The sequence below is a fragment of the Streptomyces tirandamycinicus genome (assembly GCF_003097515.1).
GTDB classification, from domain to species: domain Bacteria; phylum Actinomycetota; class Actinomycetes; order Streptomycetales; family Streptomycetaceae; genus Streptomyces; species Streptomyces tirandamycinicus.
Genome location: NZ_CP029188.1, coordinates 333770 through 346929, shown reverse-complemented (window position 1 = coordinate 346929; position 13160 = coordinate 333770). Strand labels below are relative to the sequence as shown.

The following is a 13160-nucleotide window of genomic DNA, read 5'->3' as shown; positions in this document are numbered from 1 at the left end:
GGTAAGCCTCACATGGTGCGCATACGGCTGATCTCGGCCGTCTGCTGGGCGATCACGTCATTGGCCATTTCCCCCACCTGGACGTTGTTCCCCTCGGACAGCACGGTGGCCCCCATCGTCAGCGCGCCCTGGTGGTGAGTGATCATCAACTCGAGGAACAGCTCGTCGAAGGCCCTGCCCTCGGCGGCACGCAGCCGCGCCAACTGCTCGTCGGTCGCCATGCCGGGCATCGCGCCGTGGTCATGGCTCCCGTGACCGCCCGTCGCTTCGCCCTTGCCGTGCCTCTTCAGCCAGCCCCGCATCGCCCCGATCTCCGGCTGCTGCGCGGCCCTGATGCGATCGGCGAGGCGTTTCACCGGGGTGCCGGCGGCCCGGTCCGGTACGAGGGCCGTCATCTCCAGGGCCTGTTGGTGATGGACGATCATCATCTGGACGTACCCGACGTCCGCCGCGTTCGGGCTGTCGTCCGGCAGTTCCTTCGCGGCCTCCTCGGGCGAGAGCGTCCTGGCGGGTTCGCCCGGCTTCCCGGGGGCCACGACCGCGGCACCGCGGTCCCCGTCGGCTTTCGGCTGGCCGGACCCGGACCCGGACCCCGACTCGCAGGCTCCCAGGGCGAGTACGGCCACCACGACGGCCGTGACGACTTTCACCGCGTCTCTGTTGCCATCTGTTGATGTGGGCATGCCTAGGACGATACTGCCGGGGCAGTACATCGCTGAACCACTGAACCAGGAGGGGAAAAGGTGACCCCGTTGCACACCACCAGCGTGCGGCGCAGACGCCTGGGCGTGGCGGCAGCCGCGGCAGGGCTGCTGGCCACACTTCTGACGGCCGGACCCGCGGCCGCCACACCCGACCCCGGAGACGCCCCGGCCGAGAGGAAGGTCTCGTCCGAACAGGCGGCGGCCGCCGAGGCCTTGACGAAGAGCGGCGGGATACCCGCTGTGGACGAGGTCGTCCACAGCGACAACATCCGCCACCTCGCCAACGTCCCGAAGGACGCGCTCCCGGGCACCAACTCCGACCTCGCCTTCCAGGGAAGGTACGCGTTCGCCGGCAACTACGACGGCTTCCGCATCTTCGACATCCGCAACCCGCGCGACCCCAAGACCGTCGCCCAGGTCCTGTGCCCCGGCGCCCAGAACGACATCTCGGTCTCCGGGGACCTGCTCTTCCTCTCCACCGACTCTTCCCGCAGCGACGACTCCTGCGCCAGCACCAGCCAGCCGGCCACGGAGAAGTCCTCGTGGGAGGGCATCAAGGTCTTCGACATCAGCGACAAGCGCAACCCGAAGTACGTCGCGGCCGTCGAGACCGCCTGCGGCTCGCACACCCACACCCTGGTGCCCGAGCGGCGCAACGTGTACGTGTACGTGTCGTCGTACTCGCCGAACGCGATGTTCCCCGACTGCCAGCCGCCGCACGACGGAATCTCCGTCGTCAAGGTGCCGCGGAACGCCCCGGAGAAGGCCGCGGTCGTCGGCTTCCCGGTGCTGTTCCCGGGTGAGGGCCCGGACGGCGGCGGCAATCCCGGCGGACCCACGAACCCGGGCGTCTCCAAGACGACCGGCTGCCACGACATCACCGTGCTGCCGTCCAAGGACCTCGCGGCCGGGGCGTGCATGGGCGACGGCATCCTGTTCGACATCCGCGACCCCGAGCGCCCGAGGGTCATCGACCAGGTCCAGGACAACGTCAACTTCGCGTTCTGGCACTCCGCGACGTTCAACCAGGACGCCCGCAAGGTCGTCTTCACCGACGAACTCGGCGGCGGCGGGGGCGCCACCTGCAACCCGGAGACGGGCCCGAACCGGGGAGCCGACGGCATCTACGACATCGTCGGGAAGGGCGACAAGCGCAAGCTGGTCTTCCGCGGCTACTTCAAGATCGACCGGCACCAGGCCCCCACCGAGAACTGCGTGGCGCACAACGGCTCGCTGATCCCGGTGAAGGGCCGCGACATCATGGTCCAGGCCTGGTACCAGGGCGGCGTGTCGGTGTGGGACTTCACGGACTCCACCAAGCCCAGGGAGATCGCCTACTTCGAGCGCGGCCCGCTCTCCACCGACGCCGCGAGGACGGGCGGCTCCTGGTCGGCGTACTACTACAACGGCCACATCTACTCCAACGACATCACCAAGGGCTTCGACGTGCTGAAGCTCGACGACCGTCGTACCGACGCGGCCAAGCGCGTCCGGATGCACGAGCTCAACGTGCAGACCCAGCCGGACTACTTCGACCGCTTCGACGACTGACCGAACACCGCGGTGCCGCCCCGGCGGGGCGGCACCGCTCCCTCACCACATCGGGCGCCGCCCGCGCCGGCTGCCCGCGCTCGCCGTCCGCGCCCGTCGCCCGCGTCCTCCGTCCGTGCCCGGCACCGCCTACCGGGCCGCTCCGTCGGCCGGCCGGCCGACCGACCGGTCCGGACCCTGCTGCGAGGTCCCTCCGGCCGGTTCGCCGCCCGGAGGGGAACCGAGTTCCCAGTCCAGTCCGTACCGCTGGAACAGCTCCGCACGCAGCCGGGTGCGCGGCATCGGCGCGCCGGGCAGCGCCACCGCGAAGACCGCGCCCATCAGCAGCGCGCGCAGCAGGGGGTAGTCGGCGTCCGGGTCCGGGGAACCGTACCGTTCCATGGTGTCGCGCAGCAGGAACGCGAGGCGCTGCTGCTCCGGGCACTGGACGAAGCCCTCGGCCTGCAGGATGCCCGCCATGTGCGCGCGCATCAGCACCGGACGGTCCACCGCGAGGCCCAGGATCGCGTCGACGGCCCGGGCCAGCCGCTCCCGCCCGTCGGCGGTGCGGGGCTCACGCTCCAGCGCGTCCTCCAGAGTGCGGTGCATCAGCCGGTGCACGGCCGACTGGAACAGCTGGCGCTTGCCGGGGAAGTAGTACGAGACCAGACCGCGGGCCGAGCCGGCCCGGTCGGCGATGTCCCCCAGCGTCGTCGCCTCGTAGCCGCGCTCCCCGACGAGGTCCACCGTCGCCTGGAGCAGCCGCTCGCGGGAACGCCGACGGAGCTCTTCATTGACCGATGCGCTCCGCGGGGACATGCTTGACTCCTGCGTTGACTGGCTCAGAGCCAATATACTCAGCGCGGCCCGTTGCGAGGCGCCCGTGCGCCTGGTCAGCGGGGTGGACCGGACGGACCGGGCGACGCGGGGGATCGCCCGGTCCGTCCCGTTCCGCCCGTGGCACGTGCGGAGCCCCTGTGCCCGCTTCCCGTTCTCCGCACCGCTTCCCGGCTTCCGTACCCGCTTCCCGGCTCCGCGGTCCCGCTTGTCGCGCCCGGCCGCCCGCACCCCGCCCGTTCCGCTCCGATTCACCCACCCACGAGTCCGAGCACCGGACGAAGCCCCTCGGGACGCTCCTCGACCGGCAGATGATCCACGAAGTGCACCGCGCAGCCCAGCCGCGCCGCCCCGCCGTCCGCGCGCCGGTCGTCGCCGACCATCAGGACGTCCCGCGGCTCCTGCCCCAGCGCCTCGCAGCCCGCCCGGAACAGCCGCGCGTCCGGCTTCTGCACCCCGTGGCGGTAGGAGAGCACGTACGCGTCCACGTACCCGTCCAGCCCGTGCGCCCGGAACACCGGCCGCGGGTCCCAGCCGATGTTGCTGACCACCGCGACGCCGGTGCCGAGCCGCCGCAGCCCGTCGAGCACCTCCGCCGCGTCCGGGTACGGCCGCCACGCGGAGGGGGCCTTGTGCCGCTCGTAGAGGGCGTCGTAGAGCCGGGGGTCCGGCAGCTCCACACGGCGGGCGAGGCCCACATAGGCGTCCCGGTGCCGCCGGCCGTCCTGGTCGCGCGTCCACCACAGCTCGGCCAGCGCCTCCGGGATCAGCTCGGGCGTGGAGCCGCCGGGCAGCGCCCCGGCCGCGTCCAGCTCGCGCGCGTAGCGCTCGAACGCGTCCTTCCCGACGGAGACCCCCGTCTCGTCGAGGGCGGCCCGCAGCCAGTCCGTCACGGACTCGATCCGGAAGAGCGTTCCCGAGAAGTCGAAGAGCACGCCTTTGATCGCCATGCGGCGATCCTCCCGGCACCGGGGCTCCCGGTTCAAGGCCCCTCCGGTTGCCCCGCGGCACCGGGGCGCGGTCCAGGGCGGGCCGTGGGCTCCGGGTGTCACGGCCCCCGGTCGGGGGAGGGCCGTTGGCCCTGGATGTGATGGCCCCCGGTCCAGGGCATGCCGTTGGCTCCTCGGGGGGCCGTGTCCCCCGCGGCCGCGGTCCAGGGCGGGCCGTTCGTCCCGGGTGTCACGGCCCCCGGTTCAGCGCCAGCCGCTCGTAGGAGCCGGCCGCCGCGGCCACCAGGCAGACCCCGAGCAGCCACCCGGCCAGGACGTCCGTGAACCAGTGCAGCCCCAGATAGAGCCTGGTGAAGCCCACGCCCAGCACGGAGACCACCGCCAGCAGGGCCGCCGTGCGCCGCAGCCCGGGCCCGGCCCCGGTCCGCGTCAGCAGCCACAGGAGCAGCCCGCAGGTGACGGTGGCCGTCATCGCGTGGCCGGAGGGGAATGCGGCGTAGTGGGCGGAGTCCACGGGGTCCGCCCAGACCGGGCGCTGCCGCCCCACCAGGACCTTGAGGGCCTGCTGCACCGCCGAGCCCAGCAGGCTCGCCGCCGCGACCCACAGGGCCAGCAGGCTCTCGCCCCGCCGCAGCAGGACGAGGACCGCGCAGAGCACCAGGGCGCGCATCGTCCAGGGATCCCACACCCAGTCGCTGAGGACCCGGTTCGCCCGGGTGAACCCCGGGTCCGCCAGCGCGGACTCGTGCAGCCCGGTCGCGATCGAGCGGTCGACCGACATCAGGGGTGCCCAGCCGACGGACACCGTCACCAGCAGCAGCACGGCGACCACGGCGGTCAGCGACGCGGTACGCGCCCAGGGGACCGGAAGCTGTGGCTCCGGGGCAGGGTGGTGCGGGACGGGAGTGGGGGTGGGGGTGGGGGGACGCATGGGCAGGATCCTGCCCCCGATCCGCCCCGCTAGTTACGTCAAAGCGCTCAGACCCGGCACGAATGCCACCAGTAGCGGTACGACGGGCACCAGGACCGCGGCAGCGGTCAGCCGCAGCCGCCTGCCCGCGGTGAGCCGGGGGACCGGGGCCAGCAGCCGGTTGACGCGGTGGTGGAGCTGGGCGTCGGGGGCAGGGCAGGGACCGAACACTCCGCGGTGCTCGTTCAGCTCGACCAGCGCGAGGGCGATCGTGAGCCGGCCGAACCGGCGCGAGGCGACGTCGTCGGCGGCGAGCTCGACCAGCCGGTGCATCTCGTCGCGGAACGCGGCGAACACCGGGACCTGGGGAAAGCCGTTGGCGAGCGCCGCCGAGCAGTGCAGCAGCCAGTCGTGGCGCGCCCTGGCGTGGCCCTGCTCATGGGCGAGCACCGCGTCGAGTTGACGGCCTTTCAGGCGCCGGAGGGCGGCCGTGGTGACGACCAGCTGGGGCGCGGCTCCGGGCAGCCACCACGCGTCGGGCCGCTCGCCCTCCAGCACCACCACCGGATCGTCACCCGGGTCCTCCCCGGGCAACAGGGGGGCGCGTACGAGGAGTTCCGCCCGGCGGCGCCGGCGCCGGATGTGCGCCCGGTGGATCTCCCGGGTGAGCATCGCACCGCTCCACAGCCCCGCGCACGCCAGGACGACGGCCAGCACCGCGGACCACGGGCCGCCCGCACCCAGCGCGTACGCCTCGACGACGGCGCTCGGCGCCGGTGCGAAGACGGGGCCCCGCACCGCCTGCCAGGCGGCGGCCGCACTGATGGTCATGGAGAGTCCGAAGCTCAGCAGCACCGCCGCGACCACGCACTGCCACACCCACAGGGCCACCACCGGCTCGCGCTCCGGCCAGTCGGCCCGCGACATCAGCCGCGGCGCGACGACGGCGGCCAGTGCGCCGAGCGACAGCAGCGCGAGGGAGACCATCATGGGCACCAGGGTATGAGCGCCGTGCTACCCGCAGGTACGGCTTCACCCGGCAAGTGACGTACGCCACGGCTCGCCCGCTATGGCGGCGGGCCGAAGCCGCGGTGCGGAAAGGGAACGGGGCCCGGGTCAGGGCCGGTGGCGCAGCGGATGGTCCTCGGGCACCTCCACCACGGCGATCCGCACCCCGTCCGGGTCGGTCAGCCACATCTCGACCAGGCCCCAGGGCTCCCGCTGCGGCGGCCTCTCGACCGCGGCCCCGTGCGACAGCACATGGCCGTAGGCCGCCTTGGCGTCCGGCACCTGGAGCCACAGCGCCAGGCCGGGGCCCGGCGGGGTGTCGGAGCGTCCGGAGACCTCCAGGAAGCCGCCGCCGAGGAAGTAGACCGTTCCACGGTCGGGCCCGGTGCCGAACTCGCGGTAGATCTGCAGGCCCAGAACGTCCTCGTAGAACCGCCTGGACCGCTCGGGATCGGTCGGCCGCAGCAGGACGCGGCTGCTCAGCACGTGCATCATGGCCACCACGGTAGACCGCCGGCGCGTCGCGCTAAGGTCGGGCCCGGACGGCGCGTCCGCGGTCGTCCGCGGTCGGCCACGCGTCGCCGTCCGCCGCGCCGCCGCCGCACGGCGAAAGCCCCGGTGAGCAGGGGACGGACCGGACGGCGAAGGGCGGCGCGGACCGCACGGCGCAGAGCAGCGCGGACCGGACGGCCGGAGGAGCGCGGTCCGGCCGGCGCAGAGCAGAACGGAGACCCGCCCCATGGAGACCGCACCGCCCCGGGACCCGGTGCAGCTGTCCTACGTCGACGCCACCCCTTCCGATGTCCCCGCCCTCGTCGAGCTGATCGAGTCGGCCTACCGAGGGGACTCCAGCCGGACCGGCTGGACCACCGAGGCGGACATCCTGGACGGGCAGCGCACCGACGCGGAGGGCGTGCGCCAGGTGATCGCGGCCTCCGGCAGCAGACTCCTCACCGTGCGGCGCGGCGGTGAGCTCGTGGCCTGCTGCCAGCTCGAACACCGGGGTGACGCGGCGTACTTCGGCATGTTCGCGGTGCGGCCGGGGCTCCAGGGCGGTGGACTCGGGCGGCGGGTCATCGCCGAGGCCGAGCGCGTCGTGCGGGACGACTGGGGCGTCACGGAGATGCATATGACGGTGATCTCGGTGCGCGAGGAGCTGATCGCCTGGTACGAGCGGCGCGGGTACCGCCGTACGGGACGGATGACACCGTTCCCGTACGGCGACGAGCGCTTCGGGCTGCCGCGCCGCGACGACCTGCAGTTCGAACTTCTGGTGAAGCGGCTGGACGCAGGGACCCCGGGCCGCTGAGTTCCCGGCCGGGGAGCCGGTGCCGCTGAGCCGCCGGCCGGGGACCGCGTCCCGCGGGCCGGTGATCGGGTCCCCGGGCCGGTGGCCCGCGGCCCGGGGTCGCCGGCCCGTCAGGCGGTGAAGCGGCCGGTGCGCCGGATCTCGGGGAAGTCGGTGGTCGCACCGTCCAGTTCGAGGGCGCGCACCAGCCGGAGGTGGTCCTGGGTGTTGACGACCCACCCGATCACTCTGAGCCCCTCGTCATGGGCGTGCTCCACCGTCTCCAGGGTCAGCCGGCGGATGTTCAGCGCCAGCGCGGGAGCGCCGACGGCCTGGGCGCGCTCCACGATGTCGCTGCCCCAGCGGCTGGCGATGAGGGCCGTGCGGACTCCGGGTACCAGCGCGGTGATCTCCCTGACCGCGTCGTCCTGGAACGACGTGACCTCGATCCGGTCGACCAGATCGCGCTTGACCATCACATCCGCGAGCACCCGTGCCACGGCCGCGTCCTTGATCTCGACCTGGAGCGGCAGGCCCACCGCGTCCAGCACCTCCTCGAACACCGGGATGCGCTCGCCCTGACCGGCGTCCAGCTCCCGCAGCTCCGCGAGGGTCTTCTCGGCGATCGGCCCGGTGCCGTCGGTCGTGCGGTCCACATCGGCGTCGTGCATGACGACCAGTGCGCCGTCCTTGCTGAGATGGAGATCCAGTTCGATCGCGTCCATCCCCGCCCGCTCCGCCCGGACGAAGGAACGCAGGGTGTTCTCCGGTTCGACACCCATGACCCCGCGATGACCGATGGTGAGGAAACTCAAGATCTTCTCGCTTCCGTCGATGTGTCGGGCTCGGGCCGTTCTTGTTTCGCGGCTCCCGCGCGGTGGCTGCCGCCGCCGCGCGGCACGGCCGCAGCCTAGTGGTCTCCGCCACGGCCGCACCCGGTCGTGCATGAGGTCCGGAGCTTGGGGGAACGCGGTCTTCCGGCGCCGCGACCCGTGACGGGCTCACCCGGGCGTGGGCGAGTCCTCCGGGTCTTGACGGCACCCGGGACGCCCTCCGGGACGTCTCCCGTTCCAGGGGTGTCCCCGCACGGCTCACCGCAGCCATCGTCCCGTATGGCCTAGGTCACAGAAAAATCTGCGGTGACCATGGGGGTAGGGCAGGATAATTTCCCAAGGTTCCCCTTGTACGGGAGAACCGGGCATAGATACGGTGTCTTGACGCGAGGTTCTCCCGTGGAGGAAGTGACATGACGGAAACTCTTGTGCAGACCGCTGCGACGGACGCGGCGACGGCCACGGCGGTGGTCGGGCATCCTGCGTGGCAGACGCTCAAGGACGCCGTCGGGGAGATCAGGCCCTGGCAGTCCAAGGACGGCTCCATCGACTTCGACGCCGAGGACGCCCCGGTGCCCGCCGCCGCCGAGTACGCGATCGAGCGGGTGACCGCCGCCGTGGAGGAACTCTCCCCGCTGCTCCCGCACGACGCCGCGTACCACCGCGCGCTCGTCGCCGATCTGCGCAAATGGGCCGACAGCGGCTTCGGCGTGCCGGACTTCCTCGACTCGCTGCTGGCCTTCCAGCCCGCCGCCGACCGCGTGGACGGCCGCCGGCACCTGGTGGTCTTCCCCATGTACACGCAGAACGGCAACCCGGACCGCAACCTCGAGGCCGTGGTGCTGCGCATGGTCTGGCCCGACTGGCTGGCCGAGCTCGAGGCGACCCGCTACGACAACCCGCTGTTCTGCGGGATCACCTTCGAGGACTTCACCGCCGGCTACGACACCAACTCGGCCGTGCTGTTCCCCGAGACCATAGCCGTGCGCGAGGCCCCCGAGCGGTTCAGCTGGGGCGGCATCTTCTGCGACCGGGAGGCCGCCCGCTTCCGCCGGGTGACCGAGGCCGCGGTGGAGATCCTCTCCATCGACCTCCCCGAGGACGTGGCCTCCATGGTCCACGACCAGGAGCGCTGCGAGCAGGCCTTCGTCCTGTGGGACATGATCCACGACCGCACCCACAGCCACGGCGACCTGCCGTTCGACCCCTTCATGATCAAGCAGCGCCAGCCGTTCTGGATGTACGGCCTGGAGGAGCTGCGCTGCGACCTCACCGCCTTCAAGGAGGCCGTGAAGCTGGAGGCCGAGGGCAACACGCACGGCCGTGACGTCCAGTACGCGGTGCTGTTCGACCGGATGTTCCGCTTCCCCGTCACCGGCGACCGGGTGCGCAACTACGACGGCCTCGGCGGCCAGCTGCTCTTCGCCTACCTCCACCGGCACGACGTCCTGCGGTGGACGGACAACACGCTGAGGATCGACTGGGAGCGGGCGCCGCAGGTCACCAACCAGCTCTGCGCCGAGATCGAGAAGCTGTACCGCGACGGCATCGACCGCCCGAAGCTCGTCCACTGGTTCAAGGCCTACGAACTGGTCTCCACCTACCTCGCCCCGCACCCGGGCTCGCGCTGGGCGAAGGGCCCCGACGCCCTGGACCTGAGCCAGCCGCCGCGCAAGCTCGTGGACGACGTGCTTCCCGACGAGTTTCCGCTCAGCATGTTCTTTGAGGCGCTCTCCAAGAAGCTGAAGGGCGTGATCGCCTCCACCCAGGGCATCACGGCCCGGTCCGCCGAGCGAGTCGCCGCGTGAGCTCTCGTACGGAGGAGACCAGCACGATGAATGTGAACGGCAACGGAGCCCTCGACGGTGCGGTGATCGCGGTTGCCGGAGCGGCCGGTCCGGCGGGCCGCGCCGCCCTGCTCCGCCTCGCCGAGGCGGGCGCGATCGTCGTGGCGTCGGACGCGGACACCGAACGGCTCGCCCAGGCGGTCGACGAGGCGCGGTACGCACACGGCGGGGCGACCGTCACCGGCGACACCGTCGACCTGCTCGACCCGACCGCCACCCGCGAGTGGGCCGCCCAGACCGAGAAGGAGTTCGGCCGCGTCGACGGCCTGGTCCACCTGGTCGGCGGCTGGCGCGGCTGCGCCACCTTCGGCGAGACGGACCTGAGCGACTGGCAGCTGCTCGAGAAGCTGCTGATCCGCACGGTCCAGAACACCTCGCTGGCGTTCCACGAGGCGCTCAAGCGCAGCGACAAGGGCCGCTTCGTGCTGGTCAGCCAGTCCGGGGCGGCGAAGCCCACCGAGGGCAACGCCGCCTACGCCGCCGCCAAGGCTGCGGCGGAGGCCTGGACCCTGGCGCTCGCGGACTCGTTCAGGAAGGCCGGGGGCGAGGACGGACCGCGCGCCGCTGCCGCCATCCTGATCATCAAGGCGCTCGTGCACGACGCGATGCGCGCCGAGCGCCCGAACGCCAAGTTCGCGGGCTTCACGGACGTCAAGGAACTGGCCGAGGCCATTGCCGGAGTCTGGGACCGGCCCGCCCCGGAAGTGAATGGACAGCGCCTGTGGCTGACCCCCGAGCCGTGAGCCCGACGAGGACCGACGCCCGACGGCACCACGACCCCGGAGTACGGGGCTTCGCCAGCGACAACTACGCGGGCGCGCACCCGGAGGTGCTGGCCGCCCTCGCCCTGGCCAACGGCGGCCACCAGGTCGCCTACGGCGAGGACGCGTACACGGACCACCTCCAGCGGATCATGCACAGCCACTTCGGCTCCGGCGCCGAGGCGTTCCCCGTCTTCAACGGCACCGGCGCCAACGTCACCGCCCTGCAGGCCCTCACCGACCGGTGGGGCGCGGTCGTCTGCGCCGAGACCGCCCACATCAACGTGGACGAGGGCGGCGCTCCGGAGCGGATGGGCGGGCTGAAGCTGCTGACCGTGCCGACCCCGGACGGCAAGCTCACCCCCGAGCTGATCGACCGGCAGGCGTGGGGCTGGGAGGACGAGCACCGCGCCATGCCGCAGGTCGTCTCGATCACCCAGAACACCGAGCTGGGCACGGTCTACACGGTGGACGAGGTCCGCGCGATCGTCGACCACGCCCACGGTCTCGGGATGAAGGTCCATCTCGACGGGGCGCGGATAGCCAACGCGGCGGCGTCGCTGGACGTGCCGATGCGGGCGTTCACCAACGCCGTCGGCGTGGACGTCGTCTCCTACGGCGGGACCAAGAACGGCATGCTGTTCGGCGAGGCGGTCGTCGTGCTCAACCCCGACGCGGTCAGCCATATGAAGCATCTGCGCAAGATGTCGATGCAGCTCGCCTCGAAGATGCGCTTCGTCTCCGTGCAACTGGAGGCGCTGCTCGCCAAAGACCTGTGGCTGCGCAACGCCCGGCACTCCAATGCCATGGCCCAGCGGCTCGCCGAGGGCGTCCGGGCGGTGCACGGGGTCGAGATCCTCTATCCGGTCCAGGCGAACGCGGTCTTCGCCCGGCTGCCGCAGGAGGTGAGCCGTCGGCTGCAGAAGCGTTTCCGCTTCTACTTCTGGGACGAAGCCGCCGGAGACGTCCGCTGGATGTGCTCGTTCGACACGACCGAGGACGACGTGGACGCCTTCGTCCTCGCGCTCAAGGAGGAGATGGCGCGCTGACGGTCGTCCCGGAACGCGCCCTTGCGCTGCCGCGCGGCGTCGCGTCTCCCGGTGCCCGGCGCTCTCCCGGCGCCCGGTGCCCGGCCGCGGCGCCGCGCCGTTCCGCCTGAGGGACGGTGCCCGGACGTCGGTGCCTGAGTGCCGGTGCCTGAGTGCCGGCGCCTGAGAGGGTGCCCGGACGCCGGTGCCCGGACGGACGGCCGGCCGGGGCCGCGGTCGCCGGAGTGGGCGGCCGCGCCACCGCCGCCGTCGAGGCAGGACCGTGCGACCGGCCGAGGGCCATGGAGCCGCCGGGCGGTCGCACCGCCGCGCACGGCCCGCTCGCCGCGCCCTGGAACAGCGGCCCGATCAGCCCGACCACGAGCGCCGACACCCACGCCGGCGGGCCGCGGAGATTCTGGCCGACCGGGAGCAGGTGCGGCAGATGGAGGAGGCCGAGCGGGCACGCCGAGACGAACCGGAAGTACGCCGAGCCCCGGCCGTCGAGATCAGCGGCCGCGAAGTCGAGATGTAGCCCTGCCCCACTTGAGGTACGGAGCGGACTGCCGCATCGGTCGGGTACCCCTGGCAGGCTGTCAGTGCCTGCCGTTACCGTCGTGGGATGGCCAGCAGCAGCGATCCGTGGAGCGAGCGTCCCCAAGCGCCGCACAGGCCCGCCCGCCGCGCCCCGCCCCGGTGGGTCGCGGTGGGTCGCGGACCTCCGCCGGGGCCGGGGCGGCAGCCGCCGGGGTCAGGCCCCGACGACGCCCGACTTGGCGATGCTGATCTTCGCCTGGGTGGCGCCGCTGCGCGAACCCAGGGACTCGATCCGCTTCACGACGTCCATGCCCTCGACGACCTCGCCGAACACGACGTGCTTGTTGTCCAGCCAGTCGGTGACGATGGTCGTGATGAAGAACTGCGAGCCGTTGGTGTTCGGGCCCGCGTTGGCCATGGACAGCTGGCCGGGCTTGGTGTGCTTGACCTGGAAGTTCTCGTCGGCGAACTTCTCGCCGTAGATGCTCTTGCCGCCCGTGCCGTTGCCGGCCGTGAAGTCACCGCCCTGGAGCATGAAGTCGGGGATGACGCGGTGGAAGCCGGAACCCTCGTAGCCGAAGCCGTGCTCGCCGGTGGCCAGCTCGCGGAAGTTCCGCGCGGTCTTGGGGACCACGTCGTCGAACAGCGTGAAGACGATCCGCCCGGCGGGCTCGTCGTCGATGGTGATGTCGAAGAAAACGTCGTTGCTCATGGGGCCCATGCTGTCATCCGCGCTCGTGCGGTTCACACCAGACCCCTTCGGCCGGGCGCGTGTCCGCACCGGGCGCGGAACGCGGCGGCGCGTCACCACCACTCCGCCCGACACCCCTCCACCTGCCCGCTCACCTGTTCGCATGCACGGTGCGGGCCCGTGGAGGAGCCGGCCGCGCATCCGGTCCGATCGGTTGCGCAGGGTCAGCACAAGGC

General features: G+C 72.2%; 13 protein-coding genes. 5 read left to right on the top strand and 8 right to left on the bottom strand.

Annotated elements, in window-relative coordinates:
* Nucleotides 1-8: 8 nt before the first annotated feature.
* The gene (locus tag DDW44_RS01475) at nucleotides 9-683 is read right to left on the bottom strand and encodes a DUF305 domain-containing protein (RefSeq protein WP_240800652.1); all 675 of its coding nucleotides are present in this window, start codon (nucleotides 681-683) and stop codon (nucleotides 9-11) included.
* 60 nt (nucleotides 684-743) lie between these two features.
* On the opposite strand from DDW44_RS01475, the gene DDW44_RS01470 reads away from it, so the two are divergent.
* Nucleotides 744-2255 carry an LVIVD repeat-containing protein gene (locus tag DDW44_RS01470; protein WP_108905288.1) on the top strand — a complete coding sequence of 504 codons (1512 nt, stop codon included), beginning with the start codon at nucleotides 744-746 and terminating at the stop codon, nucleotides 2253-2255.
* A 129-nt stretch (nucleotides 2256-2384) separates the two neighbouring features.
* On the opposite strand, the gene DDW44_RS01465 is transcribed toward DDW44_RS01470, so the two are convergent.
* The 5 genes from DDW44_RS01465 to DDW44_RS01445 form a co-directional block, all read right to left on the bottom strand.
* Nucleotides 2385-3053 (bottom strand): TetR/AcrR family transcriptional regulator, encoded by a 669-nt coding sequence (locus DDW44_RS01465; RefSeq protein WP_108905287.1) that lies wholly within the window; start codon nucleotides 3051-3053, stop codon nucleotides 2385-2387.
* Nucleotides 3054-3322: 269 nt separating this feature from the next.
* Nucleotides 3323-4021, bottom strand: coding sequence for an HAD family hydrolase (locus DDW44_RS01460; RefSeq protein WP_017949328.1), 699 nt, complete (start codon nucleotides 4019-4021; stop codon nucleotides 3323-3325).
* A 229-nt stretch (nucleotides 4022-4250) separates the two neighbouring features.
* A complete protein-coding gene (locus DDW44_RS01455) occupies nucleotides 4251-4952 on the bottom strand; it encodes a phosphatase PAP2 family protein (protein WP_018891187.1) in 702 nt (233 codons plus the stop codon).
* Between the two features lie 33 nt (nucleotides 4953-4985).
* Entirely contained in the window at nucleotides 4986-5921 is a 936-nt protein-coding gene (locus tag DDW44_RS01450; RefSeq protein WP_017949326.1) for a M56 family metallopeptidase, read from the bottom strand.
* A 126-nt stretch (nucleotides 5922-6047) separates the two neighbouring features.
* Nucleotides 6048-6434 carry a VOC family protein gene (locus DDW44_RS01445; protein WP_026281866.1) on the bottom strand — a complete coding sequence of 129 codons (387 nt, stop codon included), beginning with the start codon at nucleotides 6432-6434 and terminating at the stop codon, nucleotides 6048-6050.
* Between the two features lie 244 nt (nucleotides 6435-6678).
* Here DDW44_RS01445 and DDW44_RS01440 point away from each other — a divergent pair, with 244 nt between their 5' ends.
* Complete coding sequence (locus DDW44_RS01440; RefSeq protein ID WP_017949324.1) at nucleotides 6679-7248, top strand: GNAT family N-acetyltransferase; 570 nt, start codon at nucleotides 6679-6681, stop codon at nucleotides 7246-7248.
* Nucleotides 7249-7358: 110 nt separating this feature from the next.
* Here the strand turns inward: DDW44_RS01440 and DDW44_RS01435 are convergent, their stop codons facing one another.
* A complete protein-coding gene (locus DDW44_RS01435) occupies nucleotides 7359-8042 on the bottom strand; it encodes a glycerophosphodiester phosphodiesterase (protein WP_108905286.1) in 684 nt (227 codons plus the stop codon).
* A gap of 431 nt (nucleotides 8043-8473) precedes the next feature.
* Between DDW44_RS01435 and DDW44_RS01430 the strand changes: the two genes are divergently transcribed.
* The 3 genes from DDW44_RS01430 to DDW44_RS01420 are packed head-to-tail and all read left to right on the top strand — an operon-like array spanning nucleotide 8474 to nucleotide 11717.
* Nucleotides 8474-9868, top strand: coding sequence for a DUF6421 family protein (locus tag DDW44_RS01430; protein ID WP_026281867.1), 1395 nt, complete (start codon nucleotides 8474-8476; stop codon nucleotides 9866-9868).
* Between the two features lie 26 nt (nucleotides 9869-9894).
* A complete protein-coding gene (locus DDW44_RS01425; protein ID WP_017949321.1) occupies nucleotides 9895-10650 on the top strand; it encodes an SDR family NAD(P)-dependent oxidoreductase in 756 nt (251 codons plus the stop codon).
* Nucleotides 10647-11717, top strand: coding sequence for a threonine aldolase family protein (locus DDW44_RS01420; RefSeq protein ID WP_108905285.1), 1071 nt, complete (start codon nucleotides 10647-10649; stop codon nucleotides 11715-11717). The genes DDW44_RS01425 and DDW44_RS01420 overlap by 4 nt, the downstream gene beginning before the upstream one ends.
* Nucleotides 11718-12447: 730 nt before the next feature.
* Here the strand turns inward: DDW44_RS01420 and DDW44_RS01410 are convergent.
* Complete coding sequence (locus DDW44_RS01410; RefSeq protein WP_018891039.1) at nucleotides 12448-12945, bottom strand: peptidylprolyl isomerase; 498 nt, start codon at nucleotides 12943-12945, stop codon at nucleotides 12448-12450.
* Between the last annotated feature and the right edge of the window lie 215 nt (nucleotides 12946-13160).

Excerpts from the sequence above, each read along its gene's own strand:
- DDW44_RS01475 (WP_240800652.1), bottom strand. The coding sequence starts at position 683 with ATGCCCACATCAACAGATGGCAACAGAGACGCGGTGAAAGTCGTCACG.
- DDW44_RS01465 (WP_108905287.1), bottom strand. The coding sequence starts at position 3,053 with ATGTCCCCGCGGAGCGCATCGGTCAATGAAGAGCTCCGTCGGCGTTCC.
- DDW44_RS01460 (WP_017949328.1), bottom strand. The coding sequence starts at position 4,021 with ATGGCGATCAAAGGCGTGCTCTTCGACTTCTCGGGAACGCTCTTCCGG.
- DDW44_RS01455 (WP_018891187.1), bottom strand. The coding sequence starts at position 4,952 with ATGCGTCCCCCCACCCCCACCCCCACTCCCGTCCCGCACCACCCTGCC.
- DDW44_RS01450 (WP_017949326.1), bottom strand. The coding sequence starts at position 5,921 with ATGATGGTCTCCCTCGCGCTGCTGTCGCTCGGCGCACTGGCCGCCGTC.
- DDW44_RS01445 (WP_026281866.1), bottom strand. The coding sequence starts at position 6,434 with ATGATGCACGTGCTGAGCAGCCGCGTCCTGCTGCGGCCGACCGATCCC.
- DDW44_RS01440 (WP_017949324.1), top strand. The coding sequence starts at position 6,679 with ATGGAGACCGCACCGCCCCGGGACCCGGTGCAGCTGTCCTACGTCGAC.
- DDW44_RS01430 (WP_026281867.1), top strand. The coding sequence starts at position 8,474 with ATGACGGAAACTCTTGTGCAGACCGCTGCGACGGACGCGGCGACGGCC.
- DDW44_RS01425 (WP_017949321.1), top strand. The coding sequence starts at position 9,895 with ATGAATGTGAACGGCAACGGAGCCCTCGACGGTGCGGTGATCGCGGTT.
- DDW44_RS01410 (WP_018891039.1), bottom strand. The coding sequence starts at position 12,945 with ATGAGCAACGACGTTTTCTTCGACATCACCATCGACGACGAGCCCGCC.